Source organism: Sivoneniella epilithica UHCC 1019 (assembly GCF_040830845.1).
Lineage (GTDB): Bacteria > Cyanobacteriota > Cyanobacteriia > Leptolyngbyales > Leptolyngbyaceae > ULC077BIN1.
The window spans coordinates 1-15,484 of the sequence record NZ_JBFPDP010000044.1; the positions used below are offsets into that span (position 1 = coordinate 1).

Annotated in this window: 14 protein-coding genes; 4 read left to right on the top strand and 10 right to left on the bottom strand. The window is 49.2% G+C overall.

The window, feature by feature from the left end:
- Positions 1 to 36: 36 nt before the first annotated feature.
- Positions 37 to 1,746 carry an NACHT domain-containing protein gene (locus tag AB3R30_RS20925; RefSeq protein ID WP_458651147.1) on the bottom strand — a complete coding sequence of 570 codons (1,710 nt, stop codon included), beginning with the start codon at positions 1,744 to 1,746 and terminating at the stop codon, positions 37 to 39.
- A 117-nt stretch (positions 1,747 to 1,863) separates the two neighbouring features.
- Between AB3R30_RS20925 and AB3R30_RS20930 the strand changes: the two genes are divergently transcribed.
- The 3 genes from AB3R30_RS20930 (at position 1,864) to AB3R30_RS20940 (ending at position 3,257) form a co-directional block, all read left to right on the top strand.
- On the top strand, positions 1,864 to 2,025 hold the full coding sequence (locus AB3R30_RS20930; RefSeq protein ID WP_458651148.1) for a hypothetical protein: 162 nt from the start codon (positions 1,864 to 1,866) through the stop codon (positions 2,023 to 2,025).
- A gap of 118 nt (positions 2,026 to 2,143) precedes the next feature.
- Positions 2,144 to 2,734: a hypothetical protein gene (locus tag AB3R30_RS20935; RefSeq protein WP_458651149.1), complete on the top strand. Its 591-nt coding sequence runs from the start codon at positions 2,144 to 2,146 to the stop codon at positions 2,732 to 2,734.
- Between the two features lie 175 nt (positions 2,735 to 2,909).
- On the top strand, positions 2,910 to 3,257 hold the full coding sequence (locus tag AB3R30_RS20940) for a P-II family nitrogen regulator (protein ID WP_458651150.1): 348 nt from the start codon (positions 2,910 to 2,912) through the stop codon (positions 3,255 to 3,257).
- Positions 3,258 to 3,439: 182 nt separating this feature from the next.
- Here the strand turns inward: AB3R30_RS20940 and AB3R30_RS20945 are convergent, their stop codons facing one another.
- The 7 genes from AB3R30_RS20945 to AB3R30_RS20975 form a co-directional block, all read right to left on the bottom strand.
- Positions 3,440 to 4,267, bottom strand: coding sequence for an ABC transporter ATP-binding protein (locus tag AB3R30_RS20945; RefSeq protein WP_458651151.1), 828 nt, complete (start codon positions 4,265 to 4,267; stop codon positions 3,440 to 3,442).
- On the bottom strand, positions 4,231 to 4,821 hold the full coding sequence (locus AB3R30_RS20950; protein ID WP_458651152.1) for a hypothetical protein: 591 nt from the start codon (positions 4,819 to 4,821) through the stop codon (positions 4,231 to 4,233). The genes AB3R30_RS20945 and AB3R30_RS20950 overlap by 37 nt, the downstream gene beginning before the upstream one ends.
- Positions 4,822 to 4,872: 51 nt before the next feature.
- On the bottom strand, positions 4,873 to 5,310 hold the full coding sequence (locus AB3R30_RS20955; RefSeq protein ID WP_458651153.1) for a DUF4079 domain-containing protein: 438 nt from the start codon (positions 5,308 to 5,310) through the stop codon (positions 4,873 to 4,875).
- 135 nt (positions 5,311 to 5,445) lie between these two features.
- On the bottom strand, positions 5,446 to 10,074 hold the full coding sequence (locus tag AB3R30_RS20960) for a hypothetical protein (protein WP_458651154.1): 4,629 nt from the start codon (positions 10,072 to 10,074) through the stop codon (positions 5,446 to 5,448).
- Positions 10,075 to 10,441: 367 nt separating this feature from the next.
- Entirely contained in the window at positions 10,442 to 11,155 is a 714-nt protein-coding gene (nfi, locus tag AB3R30_RS20965) for a deoxyribonuclease V (RefSeq protein WP_458651155.1), read from the bottom strand.
- Positions 11,156 to 11,161: 6 nt separating this feature from the next.
- Entirely contained in the window at positions 11,162 to 11,803 is a 642-nt protein-coding gene (locus AB3R30_RS20970; protein ID WP_458651156.1) for an antibiotic biosynthesis monooxygenase, read from the bottom strand.
- Positions 11,804 to 11,994: 191 nt separating this feature from the next.
- Positions 11,995 to 12,309: an RNA recognition motif domain-containing protein gene (locus AB3R30_RS20975; protein WP_171575956.1), complete on the bottom strand. Its 315-nt coding sequence runs from the start codon at positions 12,307 to 12,309 to the stop codon at positions 11,995 to 11,997.
- Positions 12,310 to 12,617: 308 nt separating this feature from the next.
- On the opposite strand from AB3R30_RS20975, the gene AB3R30_RS20980 reads away from it, so the two are divergent.
- On the top strand, positions 12,618 to 13,331 hold the full coding sequence (locus AB3R30_RS20980; RefSeq protein ID WP_458651157.1) for an EcsC family protein: 714 nt from the start codon (positions 12,618 to 12,620) through the stop codon (positions 13,329 to 13,331).
- 231 nt (positions 13,332 to 13,562) lie between these two features.
- Here the strand turns inward: AB3R30_RS20980 and msrA are convergent, their stop codons facing one another.
- Positions 13,563 to 14,225 carry a peptide-methionine (S)-S-oxide reductase MsrA gene (gene msrA / locus AB3R30_RS20985; protein WP_458651158.1) on the bottom strand — a complete coding sequence of 221 codons (663 nt, stop codon included), beginning with the start codon at positions 14,223 to 14,225 and terminating at the stop codon, positions 13,563 to 13,565.
- Between the two features lie 125 nt (positions 14,226 to 14,350).
- A complete protein-coding gene (locus AB3R30_RS20990) occupies positions 14,351 to 15,469 on the bottom strand; it encodes a tetratricopeptide repeat protein (RefSeq protein WP_458651159.1) in 1,119 nt (372 codons plus the stop codon).
- Between the last annotated feature and the right edge of the window lie 15 nt (positions 15,470 to 15,484).

Genomic DNA, 15,484 nt, shown 5'->3' on the forward strand with positions numbered 1-15,484 from the left:
AAACTTTCATTTATGTTGCCATGATTCGTCTGATGCTCAGGCGGCTAGCGTAGCCCCTAACTTCTCAGACATCCTCTGAGATGTTATTGATCGCGCCTTCTCATCCACCCAACGCAAAAACTCCTGTAATTTCTCATCTTTTGCTAAGAGCGAATTTACTTCAGCCTTCATCATTCGTAGCCACTCATCGGCATTGGGCAATAGTTCTGTCACCCGCAAAAACACCTCTCGCCAGCGTTTCTCGGTGATGTGGGTTGCCAACGCCTGCAACGCTGCCGGATCTCGTGACTCCACGATGCCCCGCGCTGCAAAATACTCGTGAAACGTCAGGTGTGAGAATGAATAGATGTTTCGTGCCCGTTCCACAAACAGCCCATGCTGTGCCTCGATCGCCTTCAGCACCGCCCCACTATCCACTTCCAGCGCGGCAGGATCAGCATTCGGCAAATTTTGGATATATTCGCCAATCAGCCGTTCCGCCTCGCGCTGCTTAAAGAAGTAGTTCCCTGCCTCAAAAGTCGATCGCGCCACATAACTGAGCAAATCTTCCTTCCGCTTCAGCGACAGCCCTTTGTAGACCTGTTGGCGATCAATATTCCGCTTCGTGTCCCACTTTTTCAGCAACACCTCCACGCCCGTTCCATACAGTTCCGCCCGATTGCTGGGGAAACTGCCCGAATTCTCAAACACCAGACACAGCAGCGTCAGCAGTAGGGGGCTAGTGGCAAGCTCGGCGATCGCTTTCTCGTCCTTCAGCTTTGCTAAAAACCGCTCTGCCTTCACCGGATCGTTTTTGTGGTTGAACCAGTTTCCCACGAACTCCGCCACCTGCTCCGGGTTAAAGTCGGCAACCTCCACCTCAGTGAATTGCTCAAAGGTGTATTCTCGCGCTGCAATCCGGCAGGTGATGACAAACTGGTTGCCCGGAAACTGCACCGAAAACTGCTGAATCTGTCGCAGCACTCGACTGGCATCTGCCTCCCGCACCTCATCCAGCCCATCCAGCAGCACCAACGCTCTGCCGTTGCGGAATAGCTCGATCGCCCCCATCCTTGCCAATCGATCGCAAAACTCCAGCAATCCCGGTTCTCCCTTCTCCTCTGCAAACTCCTTCAGCGTGATGAAAAAGGGGACGCGATCGCCCTGAAATTTGCCGTCAATACACTGCATTGCTAGATGCTTCAGAAAGGTGGTTTTCCCCGCTCCCGGCTTGCCCAAAATCATCAGCTTTGAGAACTTCTCCACCGCTTCCAGTCCCGGCACTCGCTTTTGTTGCACATTGCCAATGCAGAAGCGATCGAAGTTTTCCAGCGACCCTTCCCGCAGCAGTTCCGCCAGTTCCGATCCCCGCGATCGCGTCAGTTTGTGCAGAATGTTGACCTGAATGTAAATGTTGTCCAAGTCGATCGGCTGGGTCATATCCAGCACCCGCATCGTCCCGCACCGTTCCTGCGTGTATGTCTGGATCTGCGATCGGGCTTTGGATACCAGTTCAACAATGCTCGGATCTGGAGTTTCTTCTTCAGGTTCAGCAATATCTTTGATCAACAGATCCAGCAGGCGACAGGCTTCCTCAAAAATCCATCGATCTACAGGTTTTCCATTAGCAAAATTACCAATAGTGGAACGACTTACTTTCAAGTCAGGCGCGTCTGCCAGATTCTGCTGTGTCCAGCTATCCCGATTCATTGCCTTTCTGATCTTCTTTACGCCTGCTTCAGATGCCCGCAACGATCGATCCACCATATCTTCACCAAAAGATTCGATTGCTTTTGTTCTAACTCATGCAAGTCACGCAAGTCACGCACGGGTTGTCATGCACACCCCAGCAATTCTGGAGAAGTCAACTCACAAGAACTTCCAATGAAACCTTCCAACTTCAAGAAATGGCGTAAGGTGACTGAGTTTGCGATCGTTGGTTTCGCCATTTGGCTCAATCCCCAGGCAGGTCTACCAATTTTTCTGCTTAAACTCAGCTTTCAGATCCTCTGGACCCTGCAAGACAAAGACGACCTACAGAAGTAAACGTAAGGGGCGATCGCGCAAGGGTGACTTGTCAGTTCAAGAAAAACGGTCACTTTTTAAGTTTGGGTTTATCGTGTGGGCAATCATTTTTTGCTGTATCCACAAACACTTCTTTCCTATGACCTCTAACGTCAATACTAAACCGATGATGCAACTTGCCAAAACATCCACGCCTTCAAAACTAGAAGCACCCCGTAGCCCGTCTGTTCCTATTTCGGTCTATCGAGAAGTCGCCAGTGAACTGCAATCTACTCGAACGTCCCTCGATTCTTTAAAGGTTCAAAATAACGATCTGGTTCAAAGAAATCAGCAGTTGCGGCTAGAAATTGAGCGAGTAGTGCAGTCAGCCCTCTATCTTCGTCAGCTTGCAGATACTACTTTACAGGGAGACAACTCACAGGGAGGCAACGCAAGTCCAGACAACTTTTCCAGCTCAGTTGCCGAGACTTCACTGACCGCTGAAACCCTAGCACGCCCTGTTCACTTAAATCGTTCGTCTGCTGGAACTCCTGCCAAAAACGCTTTGAAGCAGCTTACCAATTTCCCTGGGAAACTGTTTACGGGGCAGCCTAGTCAGTCTGCTTCGACTACTCAAGCGGAAGCGAAAGAAATTGGGGCATGGTGGCTAGTTTTGGTCATTTGCATGATTATTGTGACGGCGTTTGGCACCGGATTTTTGATTGTGCGCCCGTTGCTGCCTTCCCGTTAGAGATCTTTACTTCCATGAATGCTTGAAACATCTTTAGTATCTTGCTATTAGGCAAGTATTTGATAAAGTGTGCGATCGCCAGACAGCAGACTGTAGTTTTTGTTACAAAATATTCGCTCTGGACGGTGATAGAAAGTGACATGCTAAATAACAAAGCAGCCCATAAAAATAAGGAGTGAAGGAGTTGAAAAAAGTTGAGGCTATTATTCGCCCGTTTAAGCTTGATGAAGTAAAGATTGCGCTTGTCAATGCAGGCATTGTTGGCATGACGGTTTCTGAGGTCAGAGGCTTTGGTCGCCAGAAGGGACAAACTGAGCGCTATCGCGGGTCAGAGTATACCGTTGAGTTTTTGCAAAAGCTCAAGGTTGAAATTGTGGTTGAAGACGAACAGGTAGACATGGTGATCGATAAGATTATCGTAGCGGCTCGAACGGGTGAGATCGGCGATGGCAAGATCTTTGTGACTCCAGTTGATCAAATTATTCGCATCCGCACCAGCGAAAAGAACCAGGAAGCCGTTTGAGCGGTTTTAGTTGGGTTTCTAACAGTGTTGGAGGCTTTTACCCGTTCGCTTCCCCTACTCTGTCGCCAAATCTAGACAGAGTTGTCCTAGTTTATAAGCGTTTGTAAAGTTCTGTTTCTAACCTCTTGATTCAGTGGCTCCCCTATAGGAGGAGCCTTTTTCATTTTCAGATTTTTGACCTCTCACGCCCATTCTTCTTCCTGGGCGATCGCGGTTTGCTGCAAGGCTTCTTCAAGGGTTCGCCAGTTAATCTTACTTGCGGGTTGATCTACAACTAACTGTCCTCCCTGAAAGTGTAAAACACGAGTACACCATGCTTGAGCCAGATCCAGTTGATGTGTCACCATTAAAACCGTGGGCGCATATCCAGATTGCTTAAAGACCGCGAAAAACTGCTGGCACTGATTGGCATCTAATGCGGCAGTGGGTTCATCGAGCAATAAAACTTGAGGCTGGGCAATTAGGGCACGGGCGATCGCCACCCATTGCCGTTGTCCTAACGATAATTGCGGCTCAGTTCGATGCAGCCACTCAACCGGAATGGGCAGGCGATCGCGCCACTCGCTCACCTGGGCTGCGATCGCTTGCGGCGAAAAACCCCGTAGTTGCAGCGGATAAGCTAAGGCATCTTGTACTGTCATTCCCAGCAACTTAGATTCTTGGGGTAGCAAGAGAATATGTTGTCGCAGGTCAACGGGAGAAATTTCGGTATTTGGGCGATCGCCCAAATAAATCGATCCCTGAGTTGGAGAAATTAGGCGGTTCAGCAGCCGTAATAGAGTAGTTTTACCGGCTCCAGCGGCACCCACAATCGCAACGCGATCGCCCTCAAAGACTTCAAACGACACCTCCCGCAGCGAATAGTAAGCAGGCAGGTTGAATTGATCCCTGCGCCCCAATTTGGCAGACTTCAACAATTGCGGTGCGAAACTCACCCGATCTACGCGAATTTGGGTAGGTTGAGTCGGGGAGATCATGCCGTGAGGGAAAGTGCCGTCCAAATTGTCCAACTATCCACCAACAGCAACAGCACCGTTAACCCTAGCAGCATTAAATACATCCATGGTTGCGACAATGGACGCACATCACTGGTATCAATCCCTGTTCGTTCTTGCACTAAGCGAACTAACCGTGAAAACCCTGCAACGCGCATTGGCAACAAATACGCCTGCCCAGCCTGACTCAAAAAATAATACACAATGCCTCCCTGCCCAGTAGAGCGAGGTTTCAAAGCTTTTACTTCTGCCCAGGGTAAAACCCATCCTTTCCGCAAAAAGCGCGGCATCCAGGCTGGATAGGTCACCTGAATCTCTGTTTCAGTGACAATCACTCGCTCTGACAATGCTCCATATAGGGCAACAAAGCCTAAGCTAATGCCCAACCACAGCCATTGGGGAGAAACAACCACTCCGTCTGTTTGCGGCAGTAAGGGCAATGGCGATGTTAATGCCCCATATAACCCCAGCAACGTTATCCGAATCAGCGGTGAAAGCCTAAACGTTACCGGAAAAGTTTCTTTTACAGAAATAGACTGCGTTTCGGGTGATGATTGAACCGATTCCACTCATCTTGCTCCATTTTTCTATACTTTACACCCTACCGTCGAGTCGCTCCTTCAAGGCAGGTATTTCTGCACCACTGTCCAACCTGTAGCCGATACCCCAATAAACCCCACCAGCAAGATTGTATTAATGCCAATGTGTAGCCGCCTTGCCCATAGTCGCTCTGTAGTGATCTGCACGGCACTCCAAGCCGACAGAAACACGAGATAGACAACGGCTAAACCGGATATGAAATGCACGGAATGCCCTAAACTGCCATATTCGCCCAAGGTGCCAACAATGCCGATCGCCAATAGCACTAGTACCAAAACGGCTAAAGTTAATCCCAGCATGAAATGCACTGGGCGTAACCAATCCGGGCGAGCCTGTCCATTTTGCCGCAGCGATCGCATCCACAGCCCAGAAATTCCCAGCAATAAATAGGCAAGCCAGGATAAGCCCATTGACCATGCTGCAATTCGCCACAGCCAGATGAAAGAAGGAAGATTCACGAGTCGATAGGGTTTGAAAGATCACTTTTTAGCTGGTTCATCCTAGGGTACAGCCCAATCCGTGAGAAAAGGGACATGAAAATCCACGTCCCTTTGTTTATTTATTTAAGGAGTGAGATCGCCCCTCTCGTTTTCCTACATCGACAGTAGCCGCTGACCTAGAGCTTTGGCGCTACCAACCGGGTCGTTGAAGTTGAATGTCATTGACAGGTTAGTGAGCTTATCTTGATAGGTGAGGCTGATTGCCATCGTCACCACTCCACCAGAAGCAGTATTTAAGTCTGCCTCGAAACTGGCAGCATTCACCACCAGCAGAGCATCTAAGCCGCGACGGGTAATGAACTCGCTGGCAACCCCGACTGCACCCAAACCCCGCTTGGTTGCTTCAAGGGTTTGTTTGTAGCCGTTGAGAACCCCGATCGCCGTATCACGACTGACGATCAAGCCTGACACACGCGGATCGAGATCAATTGGCGTGTTGACGGCACCTTTCACCACCTTATCAAGAAATGCCTCGGCAGCGGCTAGCCCAGCTTTTTCGGTGCCTAATTGGGTATACAAGCCGGTAATTTCTCCTTGTAGCACCCCTGCCTTGGCGACTGATACTGGATTGGGCACACAGGTTGTGCGGTTTTCCCAACGACCAGCCCAAGGTTTTCTCCAAGAGGGGGTTGGCACCCAAATCCTGATTGTGGTACAGCTTTGATCTCGACCCAAGCGATCGCGCTCTGCTTCTTTTTGTCGAATTGTGTTACCCAGATTATTGACCTTCGTTTGTTCATTGGCGACTTTACGGCGAGCATCGTCAATCCCACGGTTGGCAGCAGCCCGTTCGTTGTTTACAATCGCCCGTTGGGTATCAATTTGCTGATTCAAGGAATTGACCCTTGTTTGCGCCTCATCAACTTGTCTCTGCTGGGCGTCAATGCGAGATTGCGCCTCACCCACCGCTTGCTGAATCACCTTTGTGGCTTCCGTTTTGAGGAATTGCCGCAGATCATTTTGCAGGGTGGCAGCCACCCGGAAGTTTGCCGTGTTGTTAAGACGAGTTCCCGATGCGGTTAAGGCGCACCTGAATTTGTTGAACAGATTGCCCGTCGTGGTGAATTGGAAGCCGCGATCGCTCACACTCACTTGGGTTTCACTCTGAATACCGAGCAACTGCACCGCTCCAGACAATGCCATCGTTGGAACTTGATTCGAGCGAATTTGAATGGCAACGCTAGGTTTTGGTCTGCCGCCTGCTCCAGTCAGCTTGAACACGCCTAGGTCGATCGCATTCAGGTCGCCCCGCAGGTCTGCACCTTGGTCACGATCAATTGCCAGCATCACGGAACCGCCTAAGCCATACAGGTCGAGGCTGCCCTGACACTGGAAGCGGCGATCGCTGATTTGCACATCACCCTGAAAGATCCGTTGATTCAGGAAGGTGAGGTAGCTTTGTCCTGTCAGTTGGAAAGCAGCATCGCTAGCAGTGCGGCGAGAACCCGCTTGTCCAGGCACTACCACACGACCGTTGATGCCAAGCTCCAGCCCATCGCTGACTTTGCCTACCATGCGGAAGCCCGTATTGAAGCCGAGGGTTTTGGATGTCGCTAACCCAAACGTGGTCTCGAAGCTTGCCAGATTGTTGATGGCGCAGGTGCCCCTCAAAAATGTGACTAACCCTTGCTCGTTGCCGACTCCTGTGGGTGCGGGTGGCAATACTGAGAGCATTCCAGTGGCTTGAGCGTCAGTGGTCAAACCCAGCCGTTGATAAGCCTGAGCTTTCAGTTGAGGTTGGCTGGCAATTTGGCGAAACTCATCGGGGGTGGTAACGAACCAGCCTAAGCTGCCGGAAAAGGGACCAAAGGCGATCGCGGTGCTGTTGACCCGTTGTTCGATCGGCATTGCCTGGATGAGTTGATTCACCGACAGGGTTTTCATGCCGTTGAGCAACTGCGCCAGACTGCGGTAAGCATTGATTTCGGGTCCTGATTGGCGATCGCCTAGCAATGCTGTGTCAGGCGCGAGATAGGGCGGCAGTTGCAAAAAGTTCTTTCTGAGGGAGAACTTCAGGTTCATGTTTTCAGGGGCGGCGTTAGGGTCGAGCAGATAGCTGCGATCGCTAAAAAACTGCTTGAAGCCAGAGAGTAACTTACCTGCTTCCACGAGATTCAGCGTGGGCATCGGGAATTGCGCGTGGGCACCCAGTTCCAGTCCTTCCAGTCCCAAATATTCAATCCCCACTTCGTTGTAGAACAGTGGAATGGGGATGGGAATCACCGTTTGATACACAATCACCATAAACAAGTCATTCAACACCAATCGCCGATGCAATGTTCGGGTGGAGGGCAGCAGTTTGGCAGACACCTCCGGCAGCGCGACTGAAGTTGCCAGCGTCACCAAGTCAAATTGATCGAGCGTGGCATCCACTTGCAGCAGGAACAAACTACCACCTGCCAGTTGACCAAATGACAGCTTGCGGAGTTGGATGCCATTCAGCACGGGCACAATCCCCAGCATTCCGGGTAGTAATAGCTTGATTGGGGGATCACCCTGTTTGACTCTGGCATCAAAGCGAACCGTGCCTTCGGGCGTAACGGCAATGTCAAAGGCGAAGCTTTGGGGAATCTCAATATTGAGATATTGCTTGAAACTGTCGGGCAGTTTATCAAGCTGCTGACCCAGGGTCGCGATCGCCTCTTTCACCTCGCTCGATAAACTGGTGCCCAAGGTTCCTAACACTTTGAACAGTTCGTCCACTTTAAAGTCGCCTTGCTTGTCCACAATCTCCACACCCTTGAGCGGCAAGCCAGCAGGGAGTGCATCCGCAGCCCCCTGAAGTTTGCAAGCAGACAGCAGTTGTTTCATTAATGTCATTGGCAACGACAACGGACGCACCGTATCAAAAGCGCCACTGGCGGCAAAGCTAGACGTTTGGGTGTCGTAACTGAAGGTGGGCACCTTAAATTTGATTGCGCCAAACTCTTGTAGATCACACAGCCACCAGGGATCTTCACCCGGTTGCAGAAGTTGCCCCTGTTCGTTGGTCAGGCTGATGGCGCGAATGATTGAGGACGTGGGCACTACCTGAATACCTGCTGTACCAATCCGTAGTTCGGCTTTGATGGTGGTTTGGTCGCGATCGCTCGGATCAAACGTGTTGAAAAACTCCAGTTTAGGGGTGCCGTCCGGATTCGTGCCGAACAGGTTATTCAATTGAGAAGGCAAGCCCACACCTAGTTGAGCGGCGATCGCAATTTCTTTGCCTAACAAAATGAACAAATCGGAGACATCAATGCTGGCACTGCCCAATTCAACGGAAGCATCGCCCACTTCAACGTTTGGCAACGCAAAATCAAACGGATTGACCACGCGATCGGCGACCAGTTGAACGCCTTTGCGATTCGCCTTGAACTCAGTGGCAATCGTTTCAGGCAAATAGCGGTGTACCTTAGGATGCCAACCTTTAAAGGAAACATCAACAGCCGCTTCAAACTGCCAATCTGCTTTTCTCGCTGGATCGAGGCTGGGTTGACGGATGATCGCCACTTCGCCAAAACTCAAATCCATTGCAGCGGTTTTGTCGGGTGGCAAGGGAATATGAACCAGTGCTTGATCGGGCTGGAAGACCAGGCTAGCAGTGCCATCAATCTGTTTTGCCAACGTCAATCTGCCGTTGACATCCACCACATCCGTTAGCGCGATCGCGCCCGTTGCCGAGACACTCCATGCCGACTGCGGTGGGGTTTCGGGTGTTGGTGCAGGCTGTTGCAGCAGATCCACAACCAGACTGGAAACGCTCAGGTGTCCCGTTGAATCCAGGTTGATCAAGGTCACTGCTGGATTCGCTGCCAGTGATAGCTGGAAATGTTTCTCTTCCGGCGTTTGGTAATACTCCGCCTTGAGCATAAATGCTGTTGCAAAAATATCGGCTTCCACTTCACCGATCACTTGCCAATCTTGTCCGGTCAATTTCATCTCCAGTTGGAAGCGGTTTAGAACCAGTTCCTCAGCAACTTGCAAGGGTTGATTGCCACTCAGGGCGATCGCGCAGTTAATCTGATTTGTTGCCTCTACTGCGACACGAGCCACCGAAATTTGAGTTTGCGTAATGCTGAGTCCATTGCCGCTAGCCGGGAAGTTAAGCGGTGTCGCAGTGGATGCCTGGAAAGAAAAGGTGCGGGATTGAGGCTTGATCACGGTTTCCACATCTTTGAATGCCAGATTTGGCAGTTCTGGTGGCAGAGAAGCGCCTGCCAAAAAGGTCTGAGCGATCGCGGCGAGACTAATTTCGGCAATCGTCCATTCAAATACCAATTCGCCCTCTTTCTGCCCAACCAGCAGAACCATGGCAATGTCGCGATCGCCTGCCTGAATGGAACCGCTGATGCTACCTGCAACCGTCGAGTCATCGACTTGCAATGCCAGTTGTCCACTTTGTAGGGTCAACCAATTAGCGCCAGGAACCTGGCAGCTTGGCAGGACTTTGACGCTAAAGTTTAAGCGAATTCCTGCTTCAAGTTGTTGGAAAGTGATATCAAGTGAGACTGTAGTTCCTAACAAGCTCACGTCACCCATCACTGAAACACTATCGTTAGTGGTAGTGATATTGGGCTTGGAAAAGGTCAACCCCTCAACTTCTAGGAGGGTGAAGAGCAAATCCAGACGCAGGGCTGCGATCGCCGAATCTTGTACAGATTGTAGGGTCGCTTGATTGAATGACAGTTGCTCATTTTGAACCAAGTTGCGTAGAGCAGATGCAATTTGATTGACGTTCATGGACGAATTCTCCTAGGGGCTAATTTTTGACGCGCATAGTGAACTTAGGAGCAGGACAATATTGCCGACCCGATTAAAATGGGCAGGGTGGAATGCTCCTAACAGATCAGATGAACATCAACAGGAAACTTTTTGGTGCAGGCGATCGCGGGCTATTGCGATCGCTTCAGTGGAGTCAGCGAAATATCACAGCGCGAAAGGATAAGTGAGTGGCTGGGGAACGTTGTTTTCGCTAAATTGACTTCCCGCACTTGCTGTGGGATTTCGTAAAAGCTCGAAAATATCACTCGTATGGGTACTTGAAGTCCAGTTTTAATAGGATCAAGATCACACTTGACGACTAGCGGAGTGCATCATCTTCTGCAAATCAAAAGAGAGAAAGCTGATCGGGTGGAATCGGTAAAACCGCGATCGCGTCGATTGCGGGTCCCGATGCCAGTTTGTGAGCATGGCGAGTTGTTTCGGGTAGGCGATATTTGGTCGTGCAGCGCATGACATAGGAGATCGCGGTGTTTAAACTAATCCGATGCCCCGGAGAAATGTAAACAGGTTTCGTGCCAACCCGAGTTCGCAAGGCAACACCAATCGTTTCACCTTTATGGATTAGGGGTTGATGGTGACCTTTTTCGTCTGCCAAATCCGCATGTTTGCCGACCAACAAAGATTTAGCAACGCCAATGGTGGGTAAATTGATGATTAGTCCCAAATGACAGGCAATACCAAACCGCCGGGGATGAGCCGTTCCCTGACCATCACACAGAATCAGATCAGGTAAAACTGTGAGTTTTTCCAGCGCATCTACCACAGCAGGAATTTCACGAAACGAGAGTAAGCCTGGAATATAGGGAAAGGTGGTAGGACGACGGGCGATCGCGAGATCGATCACCTGCAAAGTATCCACATCCAAGACCGCAACAGCGGCACGGGTAATTGTTCCCTCTGCTTCAAAACCCACATCCACCCCTGCCACATAGCGCACCTTACCCAATTGATCCGTCACAATCACCTGGCTGCGAAGTTCTTGCTGTAGCGCGATCGCCTGCTCTGGCGAGAATGACCAATCAGGTAAAGCAATATTCATAGAATTCTAAGCTGAGTAAGCAAAAATAGAGCGCATCAATGCTAGTGCTGTCACAACAAGCCCTGCACCAATCCAATTCATTTGCGTCGAATTGCGTTTGGGTTGTAACCACGCTTTGAGCAGCCACGCCACAAAAGGCATCACTAGCCAGGTTAGTAGGCAGCAAGAGAGGAAGTTGCTCAAGAGCATGACATCTGCAAACGCCCATGAATTTGTCCATTGTAAAGAAGCTTGCACCAGGCTTAACAGCATCACCGTTGGATAAAGCCCCAACAAAGTTGCCAAAATTTGCTTCCAAGCAGGTGGGTGTGCCTCTTGCTTAACGAACCAGCGTTCTAGACCCGTTTTGAAGTGAGTAATTTTGGAAGTTAGAAAAACTTGCTTACCAGTTTCAACTAGATCACGACGTATCTTTGATTCAAGCCAGTTAACTAAGTTGTCGGAAGAGTCAAATTGAACGATGACATACCACTTATTGTCATGTTCTATCGGTGGGCAAACAGTGGTTCCTAAGTAGCCATCAAACTGGCTAACCGCTTGAGTCATTTTATGTTGCCATTGCTTGAACTTCTCTTCTTTCTGTTGAGAAACTTTGTGTTCAATGACATAACTCGCAGTATCGTGTTTGTAAAGTTGTTTTTTAACCATGATGTATTAGCAGACTATAAAGTGCTGTCATGAGGACACCTGTTTATACCAAGTACTGCTCATACAAAAAGCTCAGGAATAAACATCCTGAGCTTTTAATGATTAACTTCAGTATTCAGAATCTAAGAGAGAAAGATAGGTTAGTTCTCTCTTGCCCTAAGTAAACTGATTCGATACTCTAGCTATAGGAACTAGTAGCTACGAGAGAAACTGTTGCTACGACGACCACCGCCACCGCCGCCGCCAAAGGAGCCGCCGCGATCTTCACGGGGCTTCGCTTTGTTGACTTTAAGATCTCGACCCATCCATTCTGCACCGTCTAGTGCATCAATGGCAGCTTGCTCTTCAGCGTCGGTGCCCATTTCGACGAAACCAAAGCCACGCATCCGACCGGTTTCCCGATCAGTAGGTAGTTGAACGCGCTTAACTGAACCGTATTCTGCAAATACAGCAGTTAAGTCAGCCTCAGAAACGTCGTAAGATAAATTGCCTACGTAAATTGACATATTGTCTCCAAAATCGAAAAGGTTGCAGAGAGTGAGATTTCGGAGAGAAGCCTGTCAATACAAAACGGAAAAACTCGTCAATATTAGACACAAACACTACAGCCGATCTTATTCTCATCCATACTTTAACACCTTGATTATAGTCGTTCTACCGAAAACACGCTAGGGCATTGTAAAGATATACAACAAGAAGTAGGTGTTCTTAGCACTTTTCATAAGCCATCTTGAGGTAGATATGATCTGTTTTAGTTTTCAATACAATGAAGCTTCGTCCAAACTAATGACATTTTTGAAAAACTGTTAGCGTAATGACCCCAAACCCCGAAACCGATAATTGGAAACAAGCTCAGGCTACAATGCAACAGTTTCAGACGGCGATCGCATCAGCCGCTAGTACGCTAGAAGACGCGATCGCCCCGCCTCTGCAAGATATGGTTGAGCAGGGAACTGAAACCATTGGGAATATCGTTACCCCGATCGCAGAAAATCCCCTAGTAAAATACGCAACCAAATTGCCAGGGATTAATTGGCTAATGGCGGCATTGGGACAGGTAAATGCTGAAGCCGTGAAGCAAGATGTAGTCACTCTGCAACAGCAATATCCTCTGGAAACTCCTCAGCAGTTGGCACAGCGTGTTGTTGCGGATAGTGCATTCAGAGCCGCTAGGATTGGACTGCTAACAAACATTGTGCCGCCTTTTGCTTTAATGCTACTCGCAGTCGATATTGCGGCTGTGACCGCTCTGCAAGCCAAGATGGTTTATCGGATTGCAGCCATTTATGGATTTTCGCTGGATGAACCGGCTCGTCGTGGAGAAGTTTTAGCGTTATGGGGACTCTCTATGGGTGGCTCCAGTGTTCTCAAAGCAGGATTAAGTGTGGTTGAAGTCATTCCTCTTTTGGGAGCAGCGGTTGGGATTGCAAGTAACGCCGCACTATTGCAGTCGCTTGGCTATGTTGCCATCCAGTTTTATGAAAAGAAACAAGCATCGATCCAGGAGATTTCTCAAAAAGATCTATAGTCCAAGTAGCTGACTGGATATGCTGACTGCTAAAAACTTGTGAGTGATGAATAATATATGTAATTCTGACGGATTGTGTGTTGAAGATCTTGTAGGGGCGTGGCATTTGGGCAATGTTTTTAGAGAACTGCCAGGATTTGCTGCCAAATGCCGCGCCCCTACTTGCGCCAAGTCAACACAAACTGAGTTAGGGGCAGAGATATGGGTGCGATCGCTCTGGGCATTCAAAAATCAGCCAGCAACTTCTGCAACACCCATTGGGCAAGAAACATTAGTGCCGCCTAGCCCACAATATCCACCAGGATTCTTAGCGAGATATTGTTGGTGATAGTCTTCTGCATAGTAGAACGGTGGCGCATCCAAAATTTCAGTCGTAATATTGCCGTAACCCGCTTGACTTAGCATCGGTTGATAGGCTTTCAGACTTGCTTCTGCAACCTGGCGTTGTTCCTCGGAGTAAGTATAGATGCCAGAGCGATATTGTGTTCCGGTATCATTACCTTGGCGCATCCCCTGAGTAGGGTTATGGCTTTCCCAAAATACCTTTAACAGTTGCTCGTAAGAGATAACTTTGGGATCATAGACTACTAAAACGACTTCATTATGCCCTGTCATGCCGCTGCAAACTTCGTTGTAGGTGGGATTTGGGGTAATCCCGGCAGCATAGCCAACAGACGTGCTGAAAACACCGGGTTGCTGCCAAAATTTGCGCTCTGCTCCCCAAAAGCAACCAATGCCAAACATTGCGGTTTCCAATCCATTAGGGAAAGGAGGTTTGAGCGGGTTGCCGTTAACAAAATGACGATTCTTAAGGGGCATTTCCTCAGTGCGACCCGATAGTGCTTCTGTCACAGTAGGCAGGCTTAATTTCTTGCCAAATCCAAAAAGTCCCATTGGTTTTAACTCTCAACTTTGGAATTCTATCTTTACTTTAGTTCACAATCCTGAGAACCTGCTGAGTGGGAGGGGAGAAAGTTTTGAGTTTTAAGTTTTGAATGGTTAGCGATCGCTCGGTTTGGCTACTTTCTAAGTTGGTTCATCAGGGTATCGATGTCTCGGAGGCGATCGCCCGTATTCCCTTGAGCTTTGGTCAAGTTCCGAGCTTGGTCTAATGCATAAACGGCTTCTTGTTTGCGTCCGGATTCTTTTAACGCCTTAGCTAACTTGTAGTGACCATTGGGATCGTTAGGCACACTGGCGATGTATTGACGGTAGAAACTGGTGGCAGTCGAGTAGTTCCGTTGTTCAAAGAACATATCACCGAGTCCTTCCTGTGCTTCTGGAAGATTGGGGCGGAGAGCGATCGCCCGTTGATAGGCACGCAATGCATCTTCATAACGTTGCGCCGCTTGCAGCGATTTGCCCATTTGAAGTTGAATACTTGGGTTTTTGGGTTCCAGTTGCACTGCTTTGTTAAAAGACGCGATCGCCTTTTCAAAATTATTTAACTGTAGCCAAGCAGAACCAATATGAACCCGCGCCATGCCTTGCTTTGGAGCAATGCGAGCCGCTTGTTGCAAAGCGGTAAAGGCTTCTTGGGGACGTTTCAATTGAATCAGCGCAGTTCCCAACAGTTCAAACCCCTTATAGCTATTGGGTGAAAACGCGGTGACCCGCCGATAAATGTTCATTGCCTCGTCGTACTGACCTTGACGGGCAAAGATAACGCCCATACTTAGGTTGGCATTGACGTGACGAGGACTAAATGCGATCGCCTGACGATAGGCGGAAAGTGCCTCATTATTTCTGCCTAAACTAGCAAGATTGAACCCCAGCGCATAGTGAAACTCAGCGTTTTTGGGGTCTAGGGCGATCGCCTGCTGATAGGCACCTAAAGCCGCATCATAATTTCCTTGGCTAGCATAGAGAAAGCCCATACCCGCAAAAATCTTTGGATTCGCCTGATCTAAAGTTGCTGCTTGCTGATAAACCGCCAGCGCCGCCGGAACATTACCAGAGTTTGCTAAACGCCGTCCTTCACGCAGCAATTGAGTCAGCGGATCTTTACTGTTGGGTCTGTTAGCGTTCGTAATATTAGTTGGACTATTTTCTAGCCGCTGCGCTTGCGCTAAAGCTGGAGAAACATTCAACGTGGCAACAAAAATAGAACCCGCAACCCATAAAATGTGCTTTCGCATACGTTTCCTTTAACA